The organism is Streptomyces sp. NPDC048664, from assembly GCF_040650555.1.
GTDB lineage: Bacteria > Actinomycetota > Actinomycetes > Streptomycetales > Streptomycetaceae > Streptomyces.
Genome location: NZ_JBEZHK010000004.1, coordinates 252,673 through 279,160 on the forward strand (window position 1 = coordinate 252,673; position 26,488 = coordinate 279,160).

The 26,488-nt window shown below is 70.8% G+C and carries 23 protein-coding genes and 2 pseudogenes; 8 read left to right on the forward strand and 17 right to left on the reverse strand.

All coding sequences use genetic code 11. The features are described 5' to 3' along the window. Positions 1-6 precede the first annotated feature (6 nt). Positions 7-1,347 carry a transcriptional regulator gene (locus AB0C59_RS06610; RefSeq protein ID WP_355273099.1) on the forward strand — a complete coding sequence of 447 codons (1,341 nt, stop codon included), beginning with the start codon at positions 7-9 and terminating at the stop codon, positions 1,345-1,347. A gap of 109 nt (positions 1,348-1,456) precedes the next feature. On the opposite strand, the gene AB0C59_RS06615 is transcribed toward AB0C59_RS06610, so the two are convergent. From AB0C59_RS06615 to AB0C59_RS06635, 5 genes and pseudogenes are all read right to left on the reverse strand, one after another. Then, positions 1,457-1,984: a GNAT family N-acetyltransferase gene (locus tag AB0C59_RS06615; RefSeq protein WP_355273096.1), complete on the reverse strand. Its 528-nt coding sequence runs from the start codon at positions 1,982-1,984 to the stop codon at positions 1,457-1,459. A 169-nt stretch (positions 1,985-2,153) separates the two neighbouring features. Then, entirely contained in the window at positions 2,154-3,047 is an 894-nt protein-coding gene (locus tag AB0C59_RS06620) for a carbon-nitrogen hydrolase family protein (RefSeq protein WP_355273093.1), read from the reverse strand. Positions 3,048-3,242: 195 nt separating this feature from the next. Beyond that, positions 3,243-4,088 (reverse strand): sugar nucleotide-binding protein, encoded by an 846-nt coding sequence (locus AB0C59_RS06625; protein WP_355273091.1) that lies wholly within the window; start codon positions 4,086-4,088, stop codon positions 3,243-3,245. 149 nt (positions 4,089-4,237) lie between these two features. Next, positions 4,238-5,275 (reverse strand): XRE family transcriptional regulator, encoded by a 1,038-nt coding sequence (locus tag AB0C59_RS06630; protein ID WP_355273139.1) that lies wholly within the window; start codon positions 5,273-5,275, stop codon positions 4,238-4,240. Between the two features lie 147 nt (positions 5,276-5,422). Then, positions 5,423-5,587, reverse strand: a pseudogene (locus AB0C59_RS06635) (helix-turn-helix transcriptional regulator); the annotation flags it as partial. Between the two features lie 240 nt (positions 5,588-5,827). Here AB0C59_RS06635 and AB0C59_RS06640 point away from each other — a divergent pair. From AB0C59_RS06640 to AB0C59_RS06655, 4 genes are read left to right on the forward strand one after another with little or no spacing between them, the layout of a single operon-like run. Then, on the forward strand, positions 5,828-6,553 hold the full coding sequence (locus tag AB0C59_RS06640) for a hypothetical protein (RefSeq protein ID WP_355273089.1): 726 nt from the start codon (positions 5,828-5,830) through the stop codon (positions 6,551-6,553). Positions 6,554-6,558: 5 nt separating this feature from the next. Further along, positions 6,559-7,869 (forward strand): UDP-N-acetylglucosamine 1-carboxyvinyltransferase, encoded by a 1,311-nt coding sequence (locus tag AB0C59_RS06645; protein WP_355273087.1) that lies wholly within the window; start codon positions 6,559-6,561, stop codon positions 7,867-7,869. Further along, the gene (locus AB0C59_RS06650; RefSeq protein WP_024126810.1) at positions 7,869-8,906 is read left to right on the forward strand and encodes a serine hydrolase domain-containing protein; all 1,038 of its coding nucleotides are present in this window, start codon (positions 7,869-7,871) and stop codon (positions 8,904-8,906) included. Before AB0C59_RS06645 ends, AB0C59_RS06650 begins: the two co-directional genes overlap by 1 nt. Before the next feature lie 17 nt (positions 8,907-8,923). Then, the gene (locus tag AB0C59_RS06655) at positions 8,924-10,069 is read left to right on the forward strand and encodes a UDP-N-acetylmuramate dehydrogenase (RefSeq protein WP_355273085.1); all 1,146 of its coding nucleotides are present in this window, start codon (positions 8,924-8,926) and stop codon (positions 10,067-10,069) included. Here AB0C59_RS06655 and AB0C59_RS06660 read toward each other — a convergent pair. From AB0C59_RS06660 to AB0C59_RS06685, 6 genes are all read right to left on the reverse strand, one after another. Further along, the gene (locus AB0C59_RS06660; RefSeq protein WP_363001399.1) at positions 10,066-10,362 is read right to left on the reverse strand and encodes a DUF6624 domain-containing protein; all 297 of its coding nucleotides are present in this window, start codon (positions 10,360-10,362) and stop codon (positions 10,066-10,068) included. The genes AB0C59_RS06655 and AB0C59_RS06660 overlap by 4 nt on opposite strands. A gap of 201 nt (positions 10,363-10,563) precedes the next feature. After that, entirely contained in the window at positions 10,564-11,445 is an 882-nt protein-coding gene (locus AB0C59_RS06665; RefSeq protein ID WP_363001401.1) for a hypothetical protein, read from the reverse strand. 588 nt (positions 11,446-12,033) lie between these two features. Further along, on the reverse strand, positions 12,034-13,314 hold the full coding sequence (locus AB0C59_RS06670) for a competence protein CoiA family protein (protein WP_363001403.1): 1,281 nt from the start codon (positions 13,312-13,314) through the stop codon (positions 12,034-12,036). 13 nt (positions 13,315-13,327) lie between these two features. After that, a complete protein-coding gene (locus AB0C59_RS06675) occupies positions 13,328-13,474 on the reverse strand; it encodes a hypothetical protein (protein WP_181411942.1) in 147 nt (48 codons plus the stop codon). After that, complete coding sequence (locus AB0C59_RS06680) at positions 13,471-13,602, reverse strand: hypothetical protein (protein WP_258404890.1); 132 nt, start codon at positions 13,600-13,602, stop codon at positions 13,471-13,473. The genes AB0C59_RS06675 and AB0C59_RS06680 overlap by 4 nt, the downstream gene beginning before the upstream one ends. A gap of 96 nt (positions 13,603-13,698) precedes the next feature. Continuing rightward, a complete protein-coding gene (locus tag AB0C59_RS06685) occupies positions 13,699-14,022 on the reverse strand; it encodes a DUF6087 family protein (RefSeq protein WP_363001406.1) in 324 nt (107 codons plus the stop codon). 135 nt (positions 14,023-14,157) lie between these two features. Between AB0C59_RS06685 and AB0C59_RS06690 the strand changes: the two genes are divergently transcribed. Both AB0C59_RS06690 and AB0C59_RS06695 read left to right on the forward strand, forming a co-directional pair. Further along, positions 14,158-14,370: a helix-turn-helix domain-containing protein gene (locus tag AB0C59_RS06690; RefSeq protein ID WP_024126815.1), complete on the forward strand. Its 213-nt coding sequence runs from the start codon at positions 14,158-14,160 to the stop codon at positions 14,368-14,370. 186 nt (positions 14,371-14,556) lie between these two features. Beyond that, positions 14,557-15,450 (forward strand): restriction endonuclease, encoded by an 894-nt coding sequence (locus AB0C59_RS06695; RefSeq protein WP_024126817.1) that lies wholly within the window; start codon positions 14,557-14,559, stop codon positions 15,448-15,450. On the opposite strand, the pseudogene AB0C59_RS06700 reads toward AB0C59_RS06695, so the two are convergent. Beyond that, positions 15,426-16,735, reverse strand: a pseudogene (locus AB0C59_RS06700) (UDP-glucose/GDP-mannose dehydrogenase family protein). The gene AB0C59_RS06695 and the pseudogene AB0C59_RS06700 overlap by 25 nt on opposite strands. Positions 16,736-16,853: 118 nt before the next feature. On the opposite strand from AB0C59_RS06700, the gene AB0C59_RS06705 reads away from it, so the two are divergent. Further along, positions 16,854-18,155: a sporulation protein gene (locus AB0C59_RS06705; protein WP_363001408.1), complete on the forward strand. Its 1,302-nt coding sequence runs from the start codon at positions 16,854-16,856 to the stop codon at positions 18,153-18,155. A 7-nt stretch (positions 18,156-18,162) separates the two neighbouring features. On the opposite strand, the gene AB0C59_RS06710 is transcribed toward AB0C59_RS06705, so the two are convergent. From AB0C59_RS06710 to AB0C59_RS06730, 5 genes are all read right to left on the reverse strand, one after another. After that, positions 18,163-19,932, reverse strand: coding sequence for a hypothetical protein (locus tag AB0C59_RS06710; RefSeq protein WP_363001410.1), 1,770 nt, complete (start codon positions 19,930-19,932; stop codon positions 18,163-18,165). A 572-nt stretch (positions 19,933-20,504) separates the two neighbouring features. Next, positions 20,505-21,845 carry a helix-turn-helix domain-containing protein gene (locus tag AB0C59_RS06715; protein WP_355273071.1) on the reverse strand — a complete coding sequence of 447 codons (1,341 nt, stop codon included), beginning with the start codon at positions 21,843-21,845 and terminating at the stop codon, positions 20,505-20,507. Beyond that, positions 21,842-24,361 (reverse strand): hypothetical protein, encoded by a 2,520-nt coding sequence (locus AB0C59_RS06720; RefSeq protein WP_363001412.1) that lies wholly within the window; start codon positions 24,359-24,361, stop codon positions 21,842-21,844. Before AB0C59_RS06720 ends, AB0C59_RS06715 begins: the two co-directional genes overlap by 4 nt. Before the next feature lie 382 nt (positions 24,362-24,743). Continuing rightward, complete coding sequence (locus AB0C59_RS06725; RefSeq protein ID WP_024126824.1) at positions 24,744-25,199, reverse strand: hypothetical protein; 456 nt, start codon at positions 25,197-25,199, stop codon at positions 24,744-24,746. A gap of 393 nt (positions 25,200-25,592) precedes the next feature. Continuing rightward, positions 25,593-26,036 (reverse strand): hypothetical protein, encoded by a 444-nt coding sequence (locus AB0C59_RS06730; RefSeq protein ID WP_030381893.1) that lies wholly within the window; start codon positions 26,034-26,036, stop codon positions 25,593-25,595. Positions 26,037-26,488: the final 452 nt, after the last annotated feature.

Consider the following 26,488-nt stretch of genomic DNA (forward strand, 5'->3'; position numbering starts at 1 on the left):
GCACTGTTGAGCGAGGTCGGGGATCTTCTCGACTACCTCGTCGCACATCACGGGGGAAAGGCCGAAGCGTTCTTGAAACGGATCGCGGCCCGCCATGAGCACATGGGGTTCGGCAGCATGGCAACCCACAAGCAGAAGCTCCACCGCTGGAAGACCGGCACCCATCCGGACAGAAACACTCAATTCGCGCTTGCCGATTTTCTGGGTTTCCCCCGGCGCGACGTGGTGGAACTCGGCTGGCCGGCCTGGCTGCATCGCGCAGTCCCCGATGCGCTGCTCGCACCGCGCCGCGCGACCCCGACCGCGCTGAAGGCCCCACGAAAGGCCGGTGAAACCGTGGAACGTCGTCGGTTCATGATCACAGCCGCCGCCGGTGGCATGGGCCTCGCCCTTGCACCCGGCGCCCCAGCCACGGCCCGTGCCAGCCGCAGAGTCGGCGATGGCCTGGCCGCCCTTCACGAACAGCGCTTGATCGCCCTACGGCACCTTGACGACAAGGTCGGCTCGGGCCACGTCTACAACGCTGCCGTCAACGAGTTCGACATGATCACGGGAGCGCTGCGTACCGCGTCCTACAGCGAGGGGACTGGTCGGCGTCTGCTTGCCGCCGCGGCCGACGCACAGCGGGCAGCCGGCTGGACCGCTTACGACAGCGGGCACCCCGACCGCGCGGAGACCCACTTCGCGGACGCCTCTGAAGACGCACTCTCCTCCCAGGATCCAGAGGTCCTGGCCACGACCCTCTCCTTCTGGGCCATCAAGCTGTACTCAACCGGTGCACCCCAGGAAGCAGTTTCGCTCGTGGAAGCCGCGAAGGTTCACGGTCGTGCAACCGGATCCGCCCGGATGCTCGCGATGCTCCACGCCCGGGCCAGTCGAGCCCACGCGCGAGCGGGCGACCTGCGTGCTTCCGACAGGGAAGCGAATGCAGCCATGGATGCCTACAGCAACGCCATCTCCCTCACCGAGGATCTACCGTCGTTGTACTGGGTCAACCTGGGTGAGATCCACCAACTCCTGGGCAGCTCCGCGCTCAACCTCGGTCATCCCGCCCGCGCACTGGACCACTTCCAACAGGCCGCCACCGTCGGCTTGGCCGAACTCCAAGAGAGTTACGACGGTGATTCCTTCCCTCGAGGGGCGGCGATCTACGAGGCCCGCGCCGCCGAAGCGCACCTCGAACTCGACGCTATTGAAGAAGCCGTAGCCGTGGCCCACCTCGCCGTCGAGCACATGGGCGGCGTGAACTCCGCCCGCGGCAGCAGCGCCCTGGCCGATCTCCGAACGAAGCTGCGGGTACATCGGAGCGTCCCGGAAGTTAGAAACTTCCTGGAATTTACCGCGTAACCGAGCCCCGTCTTCGGTCGAATCGGTGATCTCTGACCGGCGCTGGCCGACTCAGTCAGCCAGGCCCAGGAGCTTGCGAGAACGGCCGCAGCCCTGGGCCTCAGCCGGGCTACAGGAGCAGGCCGGTGTGGGAGTGGGACGCCGGCTTCTGCCGGATGACCTTCCTGAGTGCCCGGTTGATTTCGGGGTTGCGGCCGGGAACGTACGAGCGGATCGGCTCGTAGCCGCATGCGGTGTACAGGCCGAGAGCGGCAACGTTGCGTATACCGGTCTCCAGCAGGATCTCGGTGGGACCGCGGCCGAGCACGTCATTTTCCAGAGCGGTGAGAATCCGGCGCCCGAGTCCCTGCCCGCGAGCGGACGGCAGCACGTACATCCGCTTGATCTCGGCGGCCGAGGTGTTGAGGGTGCGCCAGCCCCCGCAGGCCAGTGCCGGTCCGTTCCCCGGCCGAGCGACGAGGAAAAGGCCGCCGGGAGCGTCGAATTCCGCGTCCTCGGTAGCTTCGGGGTCGTCGGCGGTGCCGTAGGTGGCCAGCTGCTCATGGTGAAGGGCTTGGACGAGGACGCGAGCGTCGGGGCTGCCGTAGGGGACGGCAGTGAGCGTCCATTCCGGGGCGGCCTGGAACAGCGAGGTCATGGTGTCGATAGTGCCGTGTCGAGGGCGCCCAGCGCATCACTGTGTCCGGCGCCGCACAGTTGCCGGCCGACGCCGTGCGGACTCGGATGAGGAGGCTGCGGCAATCGCAGGGGCAGGACGGCATGGCCCGGCGCGGCGCCGAGAGGCTCTGGAGGACTGGGCGGCGGTCTCAGAAAGCGGTGTGGGTGTCGCTTCGCGGATCCCCGGTTACCAAATGGTCGTCGTAGAGCCCGTCCTGCGCCAGACGGCGCCAGGGCCGGGCGTAGCGGAGGGCCACGTCTATGTCCGGGTCGGCCGAGTCGAGGTCGATGTCCGCGACCGCCAAAGCGGGTTGCCCTTCGGTAGGGCATTGTGCGATCCACCGGCCGCCGGGCGCCACGATCCCGGACGGCACTGTCGCGCTGAACTGCGCCGGCACGGCGTAGCCCACCCAGTAGCAGTACAGCGTCCCGTAGGCCTGGGCGATGCGCGCCCTCGGAGCATCGTCAACCATCACGGAGAGCAGGACGCAGTCGACGCCCAGGCGCTCGTATTCGTCGAAGAGTGGTGGAAAGTTCGCCTCGACGCACAGAGCGCAGCCGATCCGGATGCCGTCCACCTCGAAGACGACCGGCTCACGCCCGGGGGTGTACAGGTAGGAAACCTCGGTATGCGACAGGAACCGCTTGTCGTACCTGGCGACCAGCTCGCCACGGTCAGAGACGATGTAGAAGCTGTTGTGGGGCCTGCTCGGCGGCGTGAGCGGATGGAGCGACCCGAACGCCGTCCACAGCCGTAACTCCCCAGCCAGCGCAGCGATCGACTCAGCCTCCTCCCGCAGCACGTCCCAGGCGGCACGACTCCAGTCGGCCGGGACCAGCTCGCCGTCCGGGCCAGCCGCCATCACATGCTTGCTCGGATAGACGATCGCCCCCTCGGGGAACTGCACCAGGCGCGCGCCCGCGTCGGCGGCCTCAGCCATCAGGGCCCGGATCTCCTGCCCAGCTGCTCGCAGCGCGCCTCGGTCGGTGGGATCCTCCGGCACAGTGCTCTGCGCGACAGCCAGCCGCAATGTCCTCACCATGGCGCGGACGCTACGGCATCTCCGCCCTGGTGGCCTGAAGGTCCGGTGGACCCGGCCGGATCCGCGTGGTTCCTGTCCGGTTCGCCGGCCGTGACCGGCGGGATGGCACGCCGACCACAGGTCGTGGCGGGCCCGCGTTCGTCCTGTCGCGCAGCCGCTGCAAGACCGCCTCGCAGGGGCCGGAAAGCACGCCCGTCAGGTCTGCTCCGGGCTGCTCCCGCTTAGGAACTCGCGGGCTCCGCGGAGCCGGGTGCGCAGTTTCTGCTGGGTGGCGCGGTTGTCGAGTCGTACGTCGAGCCCGCCGGGCAGTCCCGTGTCCGAGCGGCGTGCGGAGGGCAGCCGGGCGGGGTCGAGTCCGTCGCGGCGTGCGATGAGCTCGCCCAGCTCGTAGCGGCTGAGCGCGTCCGGCCCAGCGAGGTGGAACACGCCGGCGGCGTCGGACCGGGTGATCTCCCACAGAGCGACAGCCAGGTCTGTCACGTGGACGGGGCAACGGATGTCGTCGGTGAACAAGGCGCCCTTCCGGCTGCCGGTGGCCAGCGCATGCACCAGCCGCTCGTGCTCGGACCGGCCGTTGCCGATGATCAGGGAAGTACGGGCGACGGCCGCGGTGTTGGGGCATAGGAGGCGTACGGCGGTCTCGGCGGCTGCCTTCGCGGCCCCGTAGGGGGTGAGTGGGTCCGGAAGGCAGGACTCGTCGTAGCGGTCACGGCCCGTGCCGGAGAAGACGGCGTCGCTGGAGACGTGTACCAGGCGGATGCCGCGGCCGGCCGCAGCTTGGGCGAGGCGGATCCCGCCTTCGGCGGTGACTGCCCAGTCCGCTCCGCCGCTCGTCGCATTGATCACCACGGCCGGAGCCACCGTGTCGAGGACCTCCTCCAGGCGGAGGGGGTCGCGAAGGTCGAGGTGATGCCAGGTTGCCCCGTCGCCGCTGCCGGGTCGGGAGTGGAAGGTGGCGGCCGGGTGCAGGCCCGCGGACACCGCCTGGCGTACCAGCTCGGCGCCCAGAAAGCCGTTGCCGCCGATGATCAGCACAGTCATGCCGCCTCACGCTACGGGCGAGCGCCACCGCCCCGAGCTACTTCGGCAGAAATCACGATCAGCCAGCCAAGGAGGCAGGAGCGCCGGCCCGAACCACGAATACCGCTCCGGCCGTCGGCCGACCTGGCCAGCCGGTCAGTGCTCTCTTCTCAGGCAAGAACGCCGCTGCGTTCGGCGAGGCCGCGGAGTTCCGTTGACGTGGGGCCAGAAACCAGCAGGCTGGAGATCAAGGCCTTCGTCGCAGGTCGGGCGTGGGTCTCCTGTGGAGCGCATCGCTCGGCGGCCAGCAGCGTGCGGACGCAGTCGCTGCGGCGGCCGAGGCGGTCGTAGGTGACGGCGATGTCCCCGAGGGCGCGGGAGCGGCGTTCGACGCTGGGCAGCGCCTTCAGCGAAATCGTGCGAGCGGCATCGAGCGCGGCCCGGGGATCGCCGGCGTGGTTCTCGGCGCTGATCCTGTGAAGTTGCACGGTGAGGGGGCTGAAGCCGCCGCCGTGGTCGCGCAGCAGGGTGACGCCGCCGAGTTCCTTGGCGATGGCGGCAGCTTCGTCGGTCAGGTCCCGCATTCCGTCCCGGTCGCCTCGGCGCGCGAGGGTGTACGACGCACTCTGGACCAGGAGGCCGCGGACGGCGGACCCGGCGCGTCCGGTGCCTCGGAGATCCGGGTGATCAGCGGCGGAGAGCGCGAGGGACAGCGCTTGTTCGTGCCATCCCGCCTTCCTGGCGAGGACGGCCAGCTGACGGGCGGACTCGGCGACCGCGAGGACGTCTCCCGCCGACTGGGCGAGCTGCCGTGCGCGGTCGGCGGCCATCCAGCCGAGCTGCTGCTCGTCCATCTTCACGAGCATGCGGGTGGCCAGGAGGTAGCCCTTGGCCAGGAGGGAGTGCTGCTCCGTGTCGTCGCCGCTGGTGGAGAGCGCGTGGCCGGCGCGGATGAGGCGGGGCAGGCGCACGGCCAGGGAGGCGTAGCGGCAGGCGTCGAAGTCGGCGAGCGCGCGGGTGAAGTCGGTAGCGAGCGCCTCGGGCGAGGATGGCGCGGCCGCGGCCGTCCCCAGTCCGAGCATCGCGTCCCGGAGCCGGGTGACGAGCAGCTCGCCCAGCAGGGCCTCGTCGGCCTGCGCGGTTCCGCTCCCGAGCAATGGGGCAGCGGCCGTGGCCGCCAGGCCCGCGAGCAACTTGCGTCGACGCACCGGTCCTTCACCGTCCTCCCGCCCGGGTGTACCTACCCTAGGGGCCGGGAGTCGGGGAAAGACGCTGATTGCGCCGACCGGCTGACCATGTCGAGTGCCCGGCCGGGGTGCGGGCGGCGTCAGCCCGAATGCCTGATGCGGGAGTTCGAGGGCGTCGGCGAAGCATCGCAGGACGTCGACGTCGGTCATCGGTGAGATGCCCCGCTCGTACCGGGAGACCTGCGCCCCGGAGTATCCGGTCATCGTGCCCAGCTCGGCGAGCGTGAGGCCCTTCGCCTTCCGCGTCTGACGTACCAGTTCCCCGGGCTTCACCTCAGCCCCCGAGGGCGCTCATGATCCGTTAATCGCATCTGTACCTCGTTCCCGCCGTTAGCCGAGGCTGCGCCGCTCCCACCGTAGTCCTAGGACTGCATGGCTGACAGGCCGTTTGCATGAGATGCAAACGGCTTTGCAAGCCAGGACAGCGCCCCTCCCGCCGGTGGGCCGGCAGCAGCGACCTTCGACTGCGAGCGGCCCGCAGCCACGGGCCGCCCCAGATTCCGGGAGGTCCTGATGCAGTCCGCGAATCCCATCCCGTCCACGGCGCCGGCGGCCGATGACCGCCTCACCCCCGCCTACTACGTCCGTCCCGAGGGTCTCAGCCCGTACATCACCCGGTTGTTGGCGGGCTGCTCCACCGTCTTCGACATCAAGGCCACGATGGCCGCCGGCCTCGACCACGGGGGCGAGGACCTGCGGGCAGGGCGGGGCGTGGTCGAGGACGGCGCACTGCTCCAGGGCGACGTGATCGTCCAGGCGGGGGCCCGCATCGAGGCGGGAGCCCAGGTGATCGGACCGGTCCTGGTGTGCGCGGGGGCCGTCGTGGCGGCCGGCGCGCTGGTGCGCGACCACAGCGTGATCGGCCCCGGCTGCCGGGTCGGGTTCGGCGCGGAGATCACCCGCAGCCTGCTGGCAGGGCACGTCTTCATGAAGCACCCCTGCTTCATCGGCGACTCGGTCATCGGCCGGCGCGTCAACATCGGCTCGTTCTGCTCCACCACCGGACTGCGGTGCGACCGCGGACCCGTCGCCGAGCCGGCACTCGAGGAGATCACCGTCAACCTCGACGGGCAGCGGATCCCCACCGGTCAGACGAAGTTCGGAGCCGTCATCGGCGACGAGGTGGCGCTGCCCGCCGGAACCGTGCTCTCGCCGGGCACCCTGATCGGGCCGGGCACGGTGGTGTACCCGCGCGACCACATCGGCGGCTTCCTGCCCGCCGGCTCCCGGGTTCGGTGACGGCCGTGGCCACCGCACCCACGCGCGACGCCCTGGACACCACCCTCGTGCGGGTCACCGGCGGGCGCCCGCTGTCCGGCCGGATCCCGGTGCAGGGCAGCAAGAACATCGCCCTGCACCTGTACGCCGCCGCGCTCCTTGCCGACGTTCCGGTCATCCTGACCGGCGCGCCGGACATCATCGACACCGGGGTGTGCGCGCAGATCCTGCGCCACACCGGAGCCCACGTCACCACCAGGGACGGCTGCTTCACGGTGACCCCACCGGACGGCATCTGCCCGGTCGTCCATCCCGAGCTCGGCCGCCGCGTCCGCACAACCGCCGTGCTGGCCGCAGCGGTGCTGGCCCGCACCGGGCAGGTGACCTTCCCCTATCCCGGCGGCGACGCGTTCTGCCCCCGCCTGATCGACCGGCACCTCGCGGCGATGCAAGCCGCCGGCGCCGAGGTCATCGCGACCGACACCGGCATCCGCGCCCGGTGCGATGCCTGCCGGGCGCGGGCGTTCACCGTGGACGTGAACACGCCGTACGGGCCGAGCCTCGGGGCGACGGTGACGGCGATGCTGCTGGCCGCCCGAGCGCACGGCACCAGCCTGATCACCCATCCGTCGATCGAGCCGGAAGTCACCGAAACCGCCCGCTTTCTGGCCGACCGGGGCGTCCTCGTCCACCTCGACCAGGAGGGCCTGCACGTGTCCGGCAGCGACTGGATCGCCGGCGGCACGTTCGCGGTGGCCGGAGACCGGATCGAGGCCGCCACCATGGTCATGGCCACCGCCGCGACCGGCGGCAGCGTCCACCTCGACAACATCACCGCCGCCGACTTCCCCAACGGCCTCACCCGCACCCTCGCCGCGGCCGGCATCACCTTGGCCGACGACGCGAGCGGTGGCGTGCGTACGCGCCTCAACGGGCCGCTTCAGCCCGTGGAGGCAGCGACCAGCCCGCACCCGGGCCTGCCGACCGACACCGCGCCGCAGCTGGCCGCGATGCTCACCCGGGCCGGCGGCACCTCGGTGATCGACGAGCGTATCTACCCCCGCCGCGACACCCACGTTCAGGGCCTGCGCGCCTTCGGCGCCGACATCACCGTCACCGGCTCGACGCTCCGCGTCCGGGGGCCGGCCCGCCTGAACGGCGCCACGGTGGAGGCCGCGGACATCCGCGCGGTGACCGCACTGCTGATCGCCGCACTCGCCGCCCACGGCACCTCTACGATCCGAGGGATGTTCCACCTCCGGCGCGGCTACGCACGCCTGCTGCCCAATCTGGCCACGCTGGGAGCCGAGATCACCACCATCCCCGGAGGCCCTTGATGCCCGTCCCGTCCACCGCCGATGACACCACCCGCCTCCGGGACACCCTCGACCAGGTCGTCGCCGACGGCGCCACCCCCGGTGGCGTCATCGCCTACGGCACCACCGGCGACAGCCCCGACTTCCTCAGCGTCGGCAAGGTCGCTCCCGAGTGTGGCGACACCGAACCCGACCAGGACACCGTCTACGACATCGCCTCGCTGACGAAGGTCGTGGCCACCTGGCCCCTGATCGGACAGGCCCTGGAGGCCGGGCTGCTCGACCTCGACGCCCCGATCCGCGACTTCCTGCCGCCGATGAACAGCGAGACCCCCAGCGGCGAGGCGACCGTGCGCCAGCTGATCGCGCACACCTCCGGCCTTCGCGCCTCCACCCGCCTCGACCACTACCGCGGCTCCGACCTGCCGCTGCACGAACTCCTGTGCCGCGAACCGCTGGAAGACGCCCCCGGCCAGCACCGGTACATCAACCGCGGCTACATCCTGCTCGGCCTGGCCCTCGCCCACATCCACGGCCGCCCCCTCGACCAACTCGGCGCGACCCTGTGGCAAACGCTCGGGATGGACGCCACCGTGTACGGGCCCGTCGCCCGCACACCCAAGGTCGCCCCGACCGAACAGCGCATCCCCGGCGCCCCGCGCATCTGGGGCGCCCCGCACGACGACAACGCCGGCCTCCTCGGTGGGATCGCCGGCCACGCCGGAGTGTTCTCCACCCCCAGCGACCTGGCGGTATACGCCCAGCGGCTGTTGGCCGCCCACGCGGACGACGACGAGCACGGCCTGGGCAACTGGCTGCACGCCAGCCTCGTCCCCCAGGCCCCGATCGAGCCCGGCCTGGACCGCGGCCTCTCCTGGATCCTCGCCGCCGGCGGGCGCGTCGCGTACCACCACGGGTTCACCGGCACGAGCCTCTACCTCGCGCCGACGACCGGCCGATACCTCGTCATCTGCACCAACGCCGTCTACAGCGGCAACGCCCGTACCAAGATCGCCCCGCTGCGAGTCCTCGCGCTCAAGACCATCTCCGCCACCTGACAAACGGAGGCATCCCCATGGGTGAGCTGCTGGCCGACCACACCACACTCCGCCTCGGCGGCCCCGCCGACCGGTTCCTCACCCACACCGATCCCGCCGCCTGGCCCGACCTCGCCTACGCCGCAAGCAGCAGCGACACAGCGCCGTTCGTGCTCGGCGGCGGCAGCAACACCCTCGCCGCCGACACCGGCTACCCCGGCACCGTGATCCGCATGGCCACCCGCGGCATCGCCGTACGCCCGCTCGGCAGCGACCACGTGGAGGTCACCGCCCAAGCGGGAGAGCCGCTCGACGCACTCGTCGCCTTCACCGTCGCCGAGGGCCTGTCCGGCATCGAGTACCTCGGAGGAATCCCGGGCACCACCGGAGCCGCACCGGTTCAGAACACCGGCGCCTACGGACAGCAGATATCCGACACCCTCACACGCCTCACCGTCTACGACTGGGCCCTGGGCCGCACCCGCGAATTACTGCCCGGTGATTGCGGCTTCGGCTACCGCACCAGCACGTTCAAGACCCAGCCCGGACGATTCACGATCCTCGACGTCAGCCTGCGTCTGGCACGTCAAGCATGCGCCTCCCCCATCCGCTACCAGCAGCTCGCCGACGCACTGGCCGTATGCCTCGGAGCCCAGCCACCACTCGCCGAAGCGGCCCAGGCCGTTCTCACCGACCGGCACAACCGCGGCCTGATCCTCCCTACCGACGGGCCGGACGCCCGCCAGGCCGGCTCCGTCTTCCTCAACCCACAGGTCCCCCGAGCCCAGGCGACGGCGATCCGCGCGGCCGACGGCCCCGTGCACAACAGCCCGGACGGCACCCTTCGCGCCAGCGCGGGATGGCTGCTGGAACAGACCGGATTCCTCCCCGGCACCCAGGTCGGCCCCGGGGTGTATTGCTCCCAGAACCGCGCCCTCACACTCACCGCTCGCGACAACGCCACGGCCACCTCCTTCACGACCGCGCTGCAAGATCTCGCTCATGAGGTTCTCACCACATACCGGATCCGCCTAGCGCCCGAGCCCGTCCTGCCGCACCAGAGGGGTCTTTCCCGTCGGCGCCCCCCTGGCGCTAACGGTGCCGATCACGACCGTCATCCGAGCGCGCAGCGCGACGGAGCCCGCTCTCAGGCCCGTTGCCTGACGTCCCTGACCTCGCCCTAACGGACGCCGGCCGCGACCTGCTTGATGTACGTCTCCAGCGGCTGGAACCCCCACGCGGCCCGCAACGCCTCGACCTCGTCCGGGTTGGCAACGGGGTACGGGATGAGCGTGCCGTCGGCGCCCTGCGTCAGCTGGGTGCCGAAGATCTGCTGCTCTCCTCGGGCGATCCGTACCCGGTCCTCCAGCAGGGCGCCGTGCTGCGGGTCGGCGTCGCCCACAGTCACGGCGGCCGAAAGAAGCTCCAGCACTCCTGCTGGAACTCGGGATGCCGGTCGGCATGCTGCGCCATTCACTAGTCAAGTCCCCTGTCGGACATGGTGTTGTCGGATGCCGGGGGGCGTGAGGGGGTGACGTACGAGCAGATTGGAGAGCGGTGATGTCCGCCGCTTCCGCGGGAGGACCTCGGCGATCGTGTTCACGATCAGGTCGTACCCGGCGCCGGCCTGCGGCCCCGAGGCGACGGAACCGGTCTTGGCCGCCGACCCCCGGGCGGGTCATTTCATACCGCGCTCTACGAAGTCAGCCAACCGGATCAGCCTGGCCTCGTCACTCCAGACCTCGCCGCCGCCGGTGACCAGCGGGTTGCTCGTACGCCATTCCGACACGACGTCGAGTACAGCTCGCTCCAGACGCAAGGCGTCCGGGTAGTTCGCGGTGGTGAAGGTGTCCACGATCGTGGCGCCCGCCGACTCGTGGGTCACCAGCCGGCGGTTGCTGCCCATCGTGGTGACGCCCACCTTGTAGAGGCCAAGGCCGTGGTAGTGGGCGATGTAGACACGGTGGGGAGCGTTATCGTCCCGAAGGCCGCAGCAGCGCGGGCACGACTCGTTATCGAGCATGTCGTCATGCCGCTCCAGCGCGCCGTCGATGACACCCTTCAAGTGGAAGGGATACGAGTTCAGGTAGCTGGCGAGCTTCTCTACGCCACCGGGCTGGTCGGGCCAGTCCAGCGCGTTCAGCGCTTCCATCAACAGGTGGTCGCGCTCCCGCTGACCCAGCTCCCGTCGGTCAACCTGCCACCGGACCGCCAGCGCCTGTGCGAACTCCTGCAGGTCGGCGGTGAACTGCGCAGAGCGCTGGTACCACCGGCACGGGTGCTCCCAGGGAAAGCCTCGCCAGCCGTGCCGGTGCTTGAGCTGCCGCCGCAGTCGCCGCTCCTCCGCACTCCGAAGGTCCGAACCGTAGTGGACGCGGCGGCCACGCAGGGGTTTCAGGCGCGCAATCTGCGCAAAGCGCCGATCCACGTTCATCCGCTCATAGCTGGTCCAGGCGGCCCGCCGCTCTTGCAGATACTCCTCTCCCTCAGCCTTCGTCAGGCTCCTGAGCTGCGGATACGTGGATATCGCGTCGGCCGGTATGCGGTCGTGCCATGCCATCGGGTGCGGTGCTCCTGTGGATCTTGGTTCGGCGAGCGACGCTACCTGGTGGGTACGGCGCCGGCGGGCCCGGGCCCCCGCATGCCGCCTGCCCGGGAGATGGTCAGGGCACCAGGTCAGCCTGCTTCGGGTGCATGGCGGCCCGACGTCGAGGGCGGGCGCCGACCATTCGTCCGGTCCTGGCCCGGCTGGCCGGGAGCACGGGCGCCAAGTCTTGAATGTCTTGACATTCAAGACTCTCAAGAGCAAGGTTCGGGCATGACTGAGATTCCAGCCCCCACGGGGGAGTGCTTTTGCGGGTGTGGGTCCGCCGCCCGGCCAGGCAACTACTTCAGGCAGGGCCACGACAAGAAGGCCGAGGGCGATCTCAACGCGCTCTTTCACGGCGACCGGGTTGTCCAGCGGCTTGTCGACCGCGGGTACGGGCCGGGCGGCGAGAACCTGCATCGTGCGGCCATCGACGCGGGTGTTCGGGAGGCGTGCGGTGTGGTGGAGGGCTGTCCGGCCAGCGGTCGGCCCGGCAGCGCGGAGCTGAGAAGGCACCGGGCCACCCACACACGCTCCGTCGGCAGCTGACGGGAAGCCTCCTCACCGGGCAGGGGGCTCCTGCTCGGGCAGGACGATGATGCGGGTGCCGTTGGGTGCGGTGCGGCCGAGGAGGCGCAGCTCGTCGATGTTGCGGACGAAGATGAGCAGCCCCTTGAGTTGCTCCCAGTCGACGAATTGGGGCCGCGGACGCAGGACGGCATAGGGCCGGTCGCCCGCGTACAAGGGCGTGCCCAGGGCCCAGCGGCGGTCGCCGTCGCGGTGGCTCGGTTGGGCGTTGACGCCCAGGAGGAGGCGGGTCTCGGCGACGGCGGCGGTGTGGAGGTGCTCGCGCTCGCGGCTGGGGAGGTTGACCTGCCACTCCGGCTCGGGACGCGGGGCCGTGCGGCGGCCCTGCTCGGGCACGGCGGGCTGCTGAGCCGGGGGCTTGGGCGGCGCGGCCGCGAGGGCTGCCACCCTGGCTCGGCGCTCCGCTTCCCGGCGGCGGCGCTCTGCCTCTTGGATTCGCTGCTGTTCTTCGAACTCGGCGACCGCGCGGTCGTGTGCCTGCTGGTAGGCCGCGGCGGCGGTGATGTACTGCGGTGCGGTCCACACGCCGGTCCAGGCGTGCTGGTCGGTGTGCAGCCAGCTCGGTAATCGGTGAGGGACGGCGCGGCCGGTCAGCGCCCAAGCGGTGAACGAGCGCAGGTCGGCGCCCGTCTCGTGCCACTCGCCGTGGCCGACGGAGCGGCACAGGAAGTCCTCGTCGCACGTGTCGACGGTGAAGCGGGCCAACCCGCCAGCCACCGTCCAGTTCGGCTCGCCCTCGCTCGGTGGCCGGACGTGGATGGAGGGCACTTCGCCGACCCAGGGCCGCAGCTTGGCAGCGACCCAGCACACCCGTACGGCGTCCTTGGCGAACCGGGCGGTGCGCTGGGTGATCTCGTCCACGGTGATCGGGGACAGCTGTGCCTCCCACGCCATCCGCAGGCTGCCGTCCGGCGAGGACGCCATGACGTCGGCCCGCCAGTCACCGTCAGGCCCGCGGACCTCGAGTTCGGCGTGGTACCCGGCCGCGCGCACGGCGGTGGCCATCTCCAGCTTCAGCAGATGATGCTCCATGGACTCACCGGCCAGCGCGCAGGTGGGGGCGCCGGGGTCGTGGGCGAAGAACCGCAGGCCGTACCGGGAGACCTTCGCGTGCATCGGGTGCGCGCACTCCGGACAGACCATCATCACGCGGGGGCGGGCACGGTGGACTGCCTCCCACGCCCAGGTGCAGCCAAGGTCGGGCTGGGTGGCATCCAGTCGCCCCCGCCCGTCGTGCTGTGCGGTGAAGCCCACGGCATCCTCCTGGTCAGGACATCGGTGATCCGTTTGGCAACTGAAAGCGGTGGCGGCCGGAAACGTCGATGGTGAGGTCGAGGCGGACGCCGGGCTGATCCTCGGCCGGTTCGCAGTCGTCCGGGCACAGGTAGAAGGGCACGAGGTTGACCGACGTCACGCACACCCCTCATGCTCGGCGACCCACTGGCCAGCGGCGGTGAGCAAGGCGGCGACGTCGTCCCCGGTGATGGACACGGTCTGGACATTGCAGGTGTCGACCTGGATCTGGGGCGGGATGACGGACATGCGTCTCCTTCACGAAGGTCGGGCAGCCGGATCAGTCGGAGGCGAGGTTCCACACGGCGGTCCTCGAACTTGGCAGCACCGCTTCGGTGCGGGTTCTCACCGGCCTTCCTCTGTCGGGGCCGTACGACGGTGCCGCCCCCTGCCCGGGCCGAGCGCGGTCGGGCGATCCCACTCGGCGGGCTTCTCCGTCGCCGGCTGCGGCGGATACAGCAGGGCCTTCGCGGCGTCCAGGTTCTCGACGACGCCGATCGTCTCCCACTCGTTGCCGTTCCACTCCTGAATGACCCGGGGAGCGTCCGGCTCGATGTGCGCCGCTCGATGCCTGCCCTCGGTGAGCGGCACCGCCCGCAGCCTGCCCTTCGCGGCGGCCCGGCGTTCCTCGCGCCGCCGTGCCCACTCCTGCAGCGGTTCCTCGTTCATCGGAGCATCGTGGCGCAAGCGCGCTCCGGGCCGCCACCCTCGCAGGCCATGGCGTGGTCTTCGTCGAATCGGTGACCGACGCGTCCTCCTCAAGCGATCATGAGGGCATCGCCCGCCCTTGCAGGGAGGAATCTCATGTCCAGGAAGACGCCGGCCCGCCGGCTCGCGCCCGGCGCGGATCGCGACAAGCTCGCCGCCGATCTGAAGAGGAAGTACGACGCCGGGGCAAGCATCCGAGCCCTGGCCGAGGAGACGAGCCGCTCGTACGGCGGCGTGCACCGCCTGCTCGAAGACGCAGGGACCACGTTCCGCTCGCGCGGCGGCGCTCCGCGTCGTCCGGAGTCCTGACGGTTCCGCCACCTCGAGTTCCTCCGGCCACGGCAGAGAGGTAGGCACGGTCGTCAGGCCACCGGGAAGAGGGTGGTGCTCTCGGTCGGCGTCGCCCGGCCGGGGGGCCGAGGCCAACACGTGATGTCGGTGCCCTGTGGTGGAGTTGCCTCCTGGTCTGTGATGTCAACTCGCGGAGGATTACCGGTGGTTGAGGAGAAGGCGCATGGCGGCGATGGGTCGGAGGACGGCGATGCGCCCGCCGGCTTAACCCAGCGCACCGCGGTCCCGGACGGAGGGCCGGACCCTGACCTGCTGTTGGACTCCCCGGATCCGGGCCGCGATCCTGCCGGGCCGGAACCGTGGGTCTCGCGTGAGGAACTGCGCGGTGGGGTGCTGATCGGCGCGGCAGTGGTCGCCCTCGCAGCGGTGGTCGGGTTCGGGCTCTGGCTGGGAGCTTGGCTGAACGAGCACTGGGGGATCTATGCCATCGTGCCGCAGGTGGTGGTCATGCTGCTGGCCGTCTGGGGCCTGGCCGGCGACCAGCGCCGCCGGTGGGAGGAGCGGCGGGCCCGGGGCGCGCGGATCCCGCTGGAGAAGATCGACGCTCTGCACCACCGCGACTTCGAGTTCGCGGTGCGGGATCTGATGCGCCGCGACGGGTTCGACGCCGAGCGGGTCGGCGGAGCACACGATGACGGCTGCGACGTCCGGGGTGTGGACGCTGACGGCCGGATCTGGGTCGTTCAGTGCAAGCACAAGCGGGACGGCTGGGAGGGCAAGGCCATCGGGGTGGAGGTCCTACAGCGGCTCGCCGGCACGGCGAAAACGGTCCACGGGGCCCAGTTCGCGGTCATCATCACCAACGGCCGGTTCACCCTGCCAGCGGTGGAGCGGAGCGAGACGTACGGCGTCCACCTGATCGACCGGGGCCGACTGGAGCTGTGGTCCGCCGAGGGCCGGCCGCTGTGGAAGCTGCTGGAAGGGGTCAAGCCCGCCCGGCGGCTGCCGGGACAGCGTCGCCAGCGGCGGCCGGGGTCTGCCCAGGCCGCCGCCGGGGTGCCAGCCTCGGGCCGTCAGGGCCGGCCGAGGGCGCGGTAGATCCACCCGGCGCCGCGCCAGGCGTCGGCGCTCAGGGTGCCGCGGGCGTCGATCACTTTCGGGCTGGCGACGCGGGAGGCGAGGCGGGCGGGGTCGATGTGCCGGTAGGCGGACCACTCGGTCAGGTGCAGCAGCAGGTCGGCGTCCTGTGCGGCGGCGATCGGGTCGTCGGCGTAGTCGAGGGCGGGGTGGAGCTTGCGGGCGTTGTCGAGGGCCTTGGGGTCGGTGACGGAGGCGCCGAGGTCGTGCAGGGCCTGGGCGACGGCGAGGGCGGGCGAGTCGCGGATGTCGTCGGTCTCGGGCTTGAAGGCGGCGCCCCAGACGGTGATCCGCTTGCCCCGCACGTCGCCGCCGAGCTCCTGGCGGGCCAGGGTGACGACGCGCTCGTGGCGGCGGGCGTCGACGGCGTCGGCTTCGCGCAGGATCCCGGCGGCCTGGCCGGCGTCGAGCTCGTCGGCGCGGGCGATGAAGCCGCGCAGGTCCTTGGGCAGGCATCCGCCGCCGAACCCGAGCCCGGGGCGCATGCCGCGGCGGCCGATGCGGTGGTCGTGGCCGAGGATGTCGGCGAGTTCGTCGACGTTGGCGCCGGAGACTTCGCAGACCTCGGCCATCGCGTTGACGAAGGAGATCTTGGTGGCGAGGAAGGAGTTCGCGGCGCCCTTGGCGAGCTCGGCGGTGGCCCAGTCGGTGACGATCGTCGGCGTACCGGCGTCGATGATCCCCTCGAACGCCTCCCGCAGCACCGTCTCGGCGCGGGAGCGGCCGGGGCCGAAGCCGAGGACGAGCCGGTCGGGGCGCAGGGTGTCTTCGATGGCGAAGGACTCGCGCAGGAACTCCGGGTTCCACGCGACCTCTACCAGGTCGCCTGCCGGGGCGAGCTCGTGGAGCAGCTCGGCGACGCGGGGCGCGGTACCGACGGGGACGGTGGACTTGACCGCGACGACCGCCGGGCGGGTCAGGAGCGGGGCCAGCTGGCGGACGGCGTCCATCAGGTGGGTGAGGTCGTAGGAGCCGTCGGACTGCTGCGGGGTGTCCACGCCGATGAAGTGCAAGTCGGCGAAGTCGGCAGCCTCGGCGTAGGAGGCAGTGAACCGCAGCTGCCCGGAGGCGGTGTGCTGGGCGAGGAGGTCGTCGAGGTCCCGCTAGTAGAAGGGGGCCGGCCGGTGGACAGGGTGTGGACCTTGTCGATGTCGGAGTCCATGCCGAGGACCTCGTGGCCGAGTTCGGCCATGCAGGCCGCGTGGGTGGCGCCGAGGTAGCCGCATCCGATGACGGTCATCTTCATGGGCGGGTCGTCCCTTCGGGTGGGGCCGCCCCCCGCGACCCCACCCTGCCCCCACGGTGGGAGGGTCAGGTGGGCCGGGCGGCCAGGAGCCTGCGGCGCGAGCAAGAAGTCCCTGGCCTTGCGGGTCAACCAGCTCGCCCACCAGGCCGGGATGGAGACCGACTACTCGCACACCTCCATCGCAAACTGGTGCCAGCGCGGCATGATCCCGAAGTGGCCCGTGCCCACCCTCCTCGCGCAGGCGATCGGCGAACGGCTCGGCCGGCCCGTGGATCTCAGGGAGGTCGGTATGGGCGAGGCCGAGACACCGGATGCTGATGTGGGGTTGGATTTCCCCCGGGACCGCGCGGATGCGGTCCGGGTAGCCACCTCGTTCTGGAGCAGCGTGAACCGCCGCGACTTCCTCACCGGATCCGGCTTCGCCGTGTCCGCCTTCACCACACCGGTCACCCGCTGGCTGGTCACGCCCGCCGACGGGTCCGCCGACCACGCCGGCGGCCAGCAGGTCGGCCGCGCCGACCTTGACGAGCTGCGGGACGCCGCCGACGAGGCCCGCCGCTGGGACTCCAAGTACGGCGGCGGGAACTGGAAGGCCAACTCCGTCACCGCCTGCCTGACCGAGCGCGCGGCCCCGCTCCTGCGCGGCTCGTTCTCCGACGCCGTCGGACGCGAGCTGTTCTCCGTCACCGCGGAGCTCTCCCGGCTGGCCGGCTGGACCGCGTTCGACGTCGGCCAGCACGACGCCGCCCAGCGCCACTTCATCCAGGCCCTGCGCCTAGCCCGGGCCGGCCGTGACGTCCAGCTCGGCTGCTACGTCCTGACCACCATGGCCATGCAATCACTGCTGCGCGGCTTCGCCTCCGAGGCCGTGGACATGGCCCAGGGCGCCTTCGAGCGGGCCAAGGGACACGCGGCGCCGCGAGTGCTGGCGTTCACCAAGCTCATCGAAGCCCGCGCCCACGCCCACGCCAACGACCCCAAGGCGGCATCCCGCGCGCTGGCCGCATCCGAGACCCTCCTCGGCCTGGCCGACGCCCGGCCGGGGGATGAGCCCGGGTGGATCGACTTCTATCACCACGCCCGGCTGTCGGCGGACGCCGCCGAGGTCTTCCGGGACCTGAAGAACCCCAAGGCCGCCCTGGCCTGGAACCAGCAGGCCGCCGCCATGCCGTCCGGGGTGTTCACCCGCTCCGTCGGCATGCGACTCGCCATCGTCGGCACCGCCCACCTCCAGGCCCGTGACCTCGACCAAGGACTCAATCTCGGCAACCGGTCCGTCGACATCCTCGCCCGCGTCCAGTCCAGCCGCGCCAAGGACTACGTCCGCGAGTTCACCGACGCCCTCGCCCCGTGGCGCCGGGAGCCGGCCGTCCGCGACTTCCTTCACTGCGCCCGCACCGAACTGAGCATCGCGGCCTGAACTGCTACTACGCCCGTTGGAACCGGGAGACCTCCACGGCCCACTGCGCCACCGCTTCAAGGTTTCCCCGCGGCTGCGGCCGGCCTGCTGCGGCCGCTATCCGGGGGTAGGCCGGATGCATGTCGTGATCGGCCCCGGTGACCAGCGCGGACAGCAACGGCGCGGTCCCCGCGCGGCTCCGGTCCACCTGGATGAGCACACTGGTTTGCTGGCTCCGCTCGAGGGCGGGCAGACCCGGCGGGAGCTGGGCGCGAATCTGCGCCCAGGTGAGCGTCGTGCCGGTCGCTGCCGCCTTCTGCAGGATGGTCTTGACCGCGGCGGCCAGCGGGTCGAGCTTCACCCGCGCGGGGCTCTCCGGCTTCCCGGCCGCCGGGGGCTTCGTGCGGGCACGGGGCTGTGTGGCCGCGGTGCGCGCCGGGCGTCGCTGTCTCGCCTTGCGCCCCCAGCTGGCGACCCGCTTGCGCTCGGGGTCCCTGAGGTTGGGGCCTGCGATGTTCGCCGCTCGCGTCAGCTCCTCCACCAGCTGCGCCAGCTCATCGTCGGCTAGGAGGTCGCTCTCGCGGTCGAGCCGCTCCAGCAGGGCCCGGGCTCTTGCTGCCGACTCCTTCGCCCGGTTCGGCTTCTTGCTCTTGGACCTCTTCGCGGCCGGCGCCGGCTTGTAGTGCAACTGCCTGCTCACGGCCGCCTGGGCCGGGGGCTGATCGGCGTAGTCGTGCTCGCGCAGATAGGCGCGGGCCGCAGCCAGGATGCGGTGCTCCTCGGCGCTGGCACCCCGCCGGGTCAGGGACGCGGCCTGCTGAATGCCCGAACGGACATCCCACGCCCGCCGTTCACGGACCGCGGCCTCCAGGTCCTTGAAGATGCGACGCTGGTACTCCTCGTGGGTGGCCAGCCACGCCTTCGCCTCCGTCAAGGCACGCTCGGCTTCGGCGCGGGCCGTGGAGGACAGGCCGTCGAGGAAGGAACTGCTGCCGTTGCAGAGCCTGCGCACGTGGTCCACCGTCCCCGTCCGCTGCGCCGCCTCCAGGCCGCGGACGAACGTGACCACGCTCTCCGGCAGAGCGCCCCGGCCGGCAGACGGCCCCGGTGCGGCGGGCCGGCTCCCGGCGGCGGAACGGTCCCGCATGATGCGTGAGGCGGCAGGGGTGAGCAGGCCCTCGTCTGTCCACGTGCACTCGCTGAACGGGACCCACTCGGTGGGCCGGGCCAGGCTCTGGGTTCCGATCCACACGCGGCGATTCGCCCCGTCGCTGTCGCACCTGACGCGGTAGACGTACGGGCAGCCCGCGAGCACGTCCGGATCCGGCACCACGCCGGGGCCGAGGATCACGGCGCCCTGACGCTCCCAGTCCGGCCGGACGGCGGCATCCATGTGGATGCGCAGGGACAGGCCGTCCTCCAGATCGACGTCGACGAGGGAGCCGATCGGCGGCGGAAACGCGAACCGGGCGGCCCGGCCGTACTCGAGCAGCGAGCGCGACATCGCCGACTTCACGTACAGGTGGTCCGCGCTGGACTCGCCGACGGACGGCCGACGGCAGGTGTTGGGGGCGCCGTTCGGCAGTGGATTGTGCTGGAAGTGACACTGGCGATCCACGTAGAGCTTGGTGGCGAGCTGACCCCCGCAGCCGCCCAGGAGCAGCCCACACCAGAAGGTGTCCTGCTGATGGGCGCGGCGGAAGACGTCGAGCTCGATCGCTTCGGTCGGCAGGATGATCGGGACATCGGAGTGTTCATCACCGATGACCGCGGTCTGCACCAGCCTCGTGTCCCGCACCACGTCGCCCCCACTGAACTCTCTGCAACACACGATAGATCGCGGGCTCCGTACGCGCGGGCGTTCCACCCACAGCGGACCCGCCAGTGGGCCGGGACGCCTATGGGGGGCCAGTCGGCGGGCCGGAAGGACCGAGCGGGCGTCCGCTCCTGGCCTCCCAGATCGGAGCGGGGCGACGAGGTGTTCTTGTCACTCGATCGGGTCCACTCCCTGGCGTTTCACGCCGTGAGGTCGGACGGCACGGCAAACTCTGATCTGTCGCATGCCCTTGCGTGCAAGGGCGTTGTGGTTGAGGGGAGTTCACCCGTTGTGGGTCGCTACCGCCTGATCGATTACGCGGCGGTGTTCGAACCCGCTGATCCTCCGCGCTCGGGCCTCGCGCCCGTCCCCACATTCCGAGCCGTCCGCGACTGGGGCCTGAGCGGCTGACCTGGCATCTTGATCTCCCTGAGCGTCTGTCGGGCGCCGATGTCCGAGTTCGTGCAGGGGCCGGATGATCGCCCAGAGGGAAGAGCCCGCTCCCGCCCGCGAGCGGCCGGCGCTGGACCATGTGCGGAGTCGTGGAGGCGGAGTCATCCGCACACCGCCTCGGGCGATGCGTCACCGGGCCAGGGTGGCGTGGGCCAGGTCGGCCGGTACGGATCGTCGACGATCCACCCCTGCCACGCCGGGTCGCGGAGCTCTCCCGTGTTCTGGTCGACCACGCCCTCGGGCACCAGCCGCAGCCGCGCCCGGCCGGGCTGGCGACGCTTGGCGGCGCGCTGTGCGCGTGCGGTGAGCCATTCCCAGTAGTAGCGCCGCTGGTCGCTGTGCCGTTTCCGGCGCCGCTCCCCCAGGCCCGTGGTGCCGCGGTCGAGAGCGACTTGCCGAAGCTGGTCGGGGTCGGGGCGAAGGCCTTCGTCGCCGGCCAGGTGGCGGGGCAGGTAGACCAGGCCGTCGGCTTCCTCGGCCAGGCCGTCTTCGACGAGCTTGTCCACGCGGCGGCGGACCGTGGTGCGGTGCAGGCCGGTTACCGCGGCCAGGTGTGCGATGTCGAGGCCGTCGAGCGGGTCGAGGGCGGCGAGGATCCGGGCGCCGGACGTGCCGTGGGCGTAGTGGTGGCAGGCGTCCGTACCCATCACGGTGCCCAGCGCGCGGGTGCTCACCTCCCGGCCCATGTGCACGTCCGGGACACCCTCTGCCCCCCTCTCCCCCGGAGCTGGACGGTGTCCCGGGCGCGCACACGACTCCTCGGCCTCTTGTGGGATCCGCAGGGACCACGTCGAGCTGCGCTCACCGGTGCCGGCCGTGACCAGGGACAGCCACCCGGCGGCGCGAAGGCGGGTGTTGCTCGCTTCCACGGTCGAGCGGGCGCAGCCCATCAGCTCGGCCAGCTGCCGTACCGACACCTCGTGCTCGAGACCGCCGGCCTGTTCGGCCAGCTGCAGCCGCGCGGTGAGGTTCTTCAGGTCCGTGCCCCCGCCGGGCCCCGGCCACACGACGGCTTCCACGGCGGCCCGCACGCGGGCGATTGCCACCATGGCATCGGCCCGGCACACGATCGCCCCCGATGTGCCCACGAACGTGCGCGCCTTGTCGAGCATCCCGGCGAGCTTGCCCTCGGCGTACCGCTCGCCCTTGCGTGAACGCAGCGACCTCGCCCAGGCGCCGCCCGCGGTTGGGCGCAGCACCAGGGCCTCCCACCACTGCGCGAAGGTCCACTCCCGGCCGGGCTGGGAGACCGCGACCGCCAGGGCCATCGTCAGCCGGTACCCGGAATCGGCTGACGTCCTGCCCGCGTACCGGCGTTCGGTGTCGCCCTCCAGCAGCAGCCGGCGCGCCCGCCCCGAAAGGCCCGGCAGCCCTTCCACCCACTCGGTCAACGACGGCCGCCGAGCGGGCCGCTGCGTGAGGACGCGTACGGGACGATTCATGCCCCCACCCCCGCCGGCTCCCCGCTGCCGACCGTCGGCGCGGCCGCGGATGTCGTGGGCCGCCGTACGGACACGGCATGCTCCGGTGGCGCCGGGCGGATCAGGGCACGGACCTGAGCGGCCGCCTGCGCGTAACAGTCCGGTTCGGCGTCCACCTCCGCGGCCGGCCGGGCGGACCGCAGCGTACGCAGCCGGTCCTCCAGGAGCGCGTGCGCCGTGTTCAACCGGGCCGCGTGCGCAGCCTCTTCCGCAGCCTCGCGAATCTCGTCATCGCTGGCGTCGAAGTTGCGCCGCAGGCGGTGCAACTCGATGCGGCGGACCTTCTTGTACTCGGCCAGGGCCGAGGGCTGGCTGGCGAACTGGCTCACCGCCCGCCGCCGCAGGGCACCCAGCTGGAGTTCCGCGGCCAGCCGCGCCGCGAGTGCCACCGACTCGGGAAGGGCGCCTCCGCCCGCGGCGAGCAGCTCCGCCACCGCCTGGTCGACCGCTCCGCGCATGTCCCGCTCGGTCCTGCGAACGACGTCCAACCGATCGAGCTCACTGCCCAGGCCCCAGGTGGCCACCGCCACGTCGACGGCCTCGGCCACCAGCTCCTCGACACGGCGCTCATCGCGGCACTGCCCGCACATCCCGGCCGTGTTGTGCTTCCCGCACGCCTCGCACGCAAGCGCCTGCCGTGCGGCCTCCTGGGCCGCGGACCGGGCCCGCTGTTTGGCCCACACCCGCTCACGGGCGTGCCGCTCTCGAGCGGCCTGCTCGCGGCGGACTGCCGCGAAGGCGGCCTCCTGCTGCCAGCACGCGTTCAGCTCCGCCTCGAACGCAAAACGGTCGACCCGGCCGCCGGCCAAGGCCGTGGTCGCCTTGGTGAAGGCGCGGGCCCGCAGCGCTCGTCCGTCCAGGATCAGCATCTGGCAGGCGGTGCAGTCGGCCCGGGTGTCCATCCGCCGTCCGTCGTCGCACCGGAGATCCGGGCACACCGCCCGGCGTGGCAGAGCACGGCCGACCAGCCAGCCCACCGGGTCGGTGATGGGCACCGCGCCCTGTTCCGCCAACCGGCGCTTGAGCCGCTCCCGCAGGATCCGCTCGGCATCCACCTCCGGGCCGCACGCTCCCGAGATCTCGCCGAGCTGGGCCCGCGCCACCTTCGTGACGAACCGGCGCGTCGTCAGCCGGTCCAGCCGGCCCCACACCATGGCCACCGGCTCCAGCACGCGCTCCAGCCCCTTGGGCACCTGAGCCCACACCGGCGGCGGCCCACCCGACGCAGCCCGCCACGCCTGGAGAGTCGACGCCGCGGCCGACGCCTCCGACTCCCCCTGGGCAAGCAGCAGATCGGGTTTCTCCCCGCGAAGCGGGCCGCCCCCGCCGTCGACGACCGGCACGTCACCCTGGAGACCACCATCCGATGCCCCGGAGTTCCCGCCCTCGCGCGCGCGTACCGGCTGACGGCAGTACCCCGACGCGGCTTCGCCGGAAAACCCAAGACCTCCAGCACCCTTACCACGTACATCAGCCACAACAGCGTGGTCGGCGTGAGGGTCTGCAGCAGCACAACTCGCCTCGAACGACTCAAAGACGGTCTGACCTGCGAAAAGATCCCTCTCAGCGTCGTCGAGACCTCTGGGTGCAGTTCCGGAAGCCTCCTCGGCCCCCCCCAGATCATCCCAGGACAGCTGCCGCCAGCCATCTCCCTCCAGCACAAGCTCGTCACCGGCATCGTCGCGGCAGGCACACCGCGCACAACCCGCCACATCACCGGCAGGCACCGGATCCGGTGATGCCGAACCCGTGAGCACAGCAGCGTCCTGGACCCGGGCCTCGGACCCGTGAGCGGCCGCCACCGCCGGCACCACGAGCCGACCCGGACCGCCTGACACCACCCCCGCGGCCACAAGGCGGCCCAGCACCGTCGCGGCGAGGGGCACACGGCACCCCAGCAACCGCGCCAGCGTCACCGCCGCCCGCCCATGACGAGCCACTGTCTTCGCCAACGGACCGCCGATCAGAGGCACCCGCCCGTCCGGCCGCGCATGCAAAGCCAGCAGAAGCAGAGCCAGGCGATCCGACGCCGCGCCCCTCCCCCGCCGCCCCACCAGCAGACCCGGAGGCGTGGCGCACCGCTCCCCCCACCCCGGAGCGAACAGCGCTTCCACGAACCGAAGAAGCGTCGCCAACTCGGCCTTCGACAACGCCAAGGGCGCGCCGACGGCGTTGCGGGCCTCCCACAGAGGCTCCACCCGATACTCGACGCCCGTCGGCAGGCCGTCGTCACCCCGCAGGACCCGCGTGGCGACGACATCAACCTCCCGCAGAACGCCCAGCACCTCGTGGTCCACCGTCGACTCCGACACCCCGAGCCAACGACCCAGCTCCCGGGCCGTGGTCTCGACGCGGCAGGTGCCATGCGCGGCCTTCGCCATCAGCACGAGGGTGCCGAGACGCACCACGTCCTTGCGGCCGACGAGCCGGGCATCTGCCAGCAGGGCGCGGACAGCTGCCAACAGCCGGAACCGCATGCCGCGGCCCAGTTGTAGGGCTGAAGTTGGTCGGGCGAGAGTCTGCGGCAACTCTGATGAGAAGCCCGTGGTCAAGGGCGCCGGACCTGGAGAATGAGACTTCTTGGGTAGGCTGTCGCTTGCTTCAGGCATGACTGAGCCGACCCTCGTACGGGTAGCTATGATCTGCTCCAGTCGAGGAGTAACAGGGAAACCCTCATCGCCAACCGGCACCGCCTGGGGAGGTTGGAAGGCCGGACGCGCGACGGGTATTCAGCTAGGGATGTGGAGCGGCGCTCACCTCCTCGACGCGACTGGCCCGGGATTGCGGAGTCCCGGGCCAGTTTCCGTAGCGCCTTGTCGGGCGGGTCTTGGCCGACCTACTCGGCGTGTGATGGGGCTGTCAGTCCTTGGCCTTCTCCGTCATCTCTTCTGCGAGACGGCGTCGTGTCGGTAGCTCGTTGAACCATCGGCCCAACGGGGCGTAGTAGAAGGGCTGTTCGGCGAACTTGAAGAAGGCAAGGGCCTTCGGCCCCGGACCCGAGACGAGCTCGCAACCTGTCTGGTGAACGAAGAGGCCCGTGTCGTCGTGCACTTCGTCGGGAAGCGCAGCTCGCGCGGTCTCGATCGTTATGGCTTCCCAGACGCGCAGTCCCTGGTCCTTGTTCGCTGGCCGGCGCTCTTCGGGCCAGACGAGGCGCTTCAAGGCCCCGTAGAGGCGGACAAGGACAATGTCCGTCTCTACGGTGTGTTGGGCGTCGATCACTCCTTCCTCGGCGGCATCTCGGGCCACCTTGGGCAGGACGTGCGCCTCTTGCGCCAGGGCGCGAAGTGACCAACCGCTGGGCGCCGTGCTCATGAATCAGTCCTCGCTTTCTTCCAAGAGCATCCTACTCACTGATCAGCCCTGTCTTGGTAATGACAGAACCATCGTGTGTCTGATCCTCAAGTAGAGGTTCAGCAAGATCACTCGCGAAAGGGCCCTAGACCTGCGCAAATGGGACTTGGAGGCTGTGGCGGTGTGAGCGTGTCAGAAGCGCGTTGGCCGTTCGGTGAGTGTGACAGTGTCATTGCGGGTGATGCTGTGGATGCGTCCGGCGCGCAGTAGAGAGGGCAGGCTGATCGTCAGATTGTGCGCGTGGGTGCGTGTGACGGAGCCTGGCGTGACGCGTGCGTGGAAGTGGGTGAATAAGTGAAAGCAGAAGAGGGGTGGCCCGTCCAAGTAGGTCGGGCCACCCCTCTTCCGTGTCCTTCAGCGAGCTGGAGGGAAGGGTCCTTCTTCGTCGGCGGCATCAAGGAAGCGATCCACCGATGCTGAGACCACGTCCAGGATAAGACCCCCGCTGCCCGCTCCGCGCTGACCGCGTAGATGACGCTTGAGTCCCTTGAGGAACTGGTACATCTCCGGAGACACGCCAGCTTGAATGCTTACACCAGGCGGGTGCTCGCCAGACCACTTGTCGATCAGCCACTCGTTGGCAAGGGCCGCGAGCTCCTCGGGGCTCGAGTCCTTAACAAGCCTCAGTGCAGCGTCGAGGTAGTGCCCGGGCATGAGATTGCGCCCAGAAGACTCGGCGTCATCATCAGCCTTCTTGAGAAGGCGCGCCTTGGTCTCCCCCTCGATGCGGCCGGACCAAGTCGGCCAGTTGCGCTCCGTCCTGTGCTTTATGAACGAACCGAGGACGGCGGCCTGCATGGGCGGCTTCGTGTCAGCAGCCTTCTTGCGAGTGCGCGGCTTCAAAGCCGGCTCAGCAGAGGTGGCTGTGAAACCGGGACCGTCGTTCCTGCGACGACCCGTAGCCGGGGGTTCAGGCGAAGCCTTCGCACCGCCAGGCTTCTCGATCTCCTCAGCCGGCTCGTCCGCTGGGGACGCCTTCGGGATTGCCGCTTCGGGGTCGGAAGAAGTCTTGTCAGGAGCCGCAGGGGTGGCTGCGCCCTCAGGAGGCAGGGACGGTGAGGGAACGACAGGGGACGCCTCAGGGGCGACGGGTGCCGGCGAGAACTCTGCCCCCTCGTGGGTAGAGGGGCGAGTCTCCGACCCAGGAGGGGCGGTGGTGGTGTGTTCTCCCTCTTTCGGCCCAGGAGAGTCGTAGTCGAGAGTCAGCGTGGGCGGTACCGCGACGGCAGTTGATGACCCTCGTCGCTCGG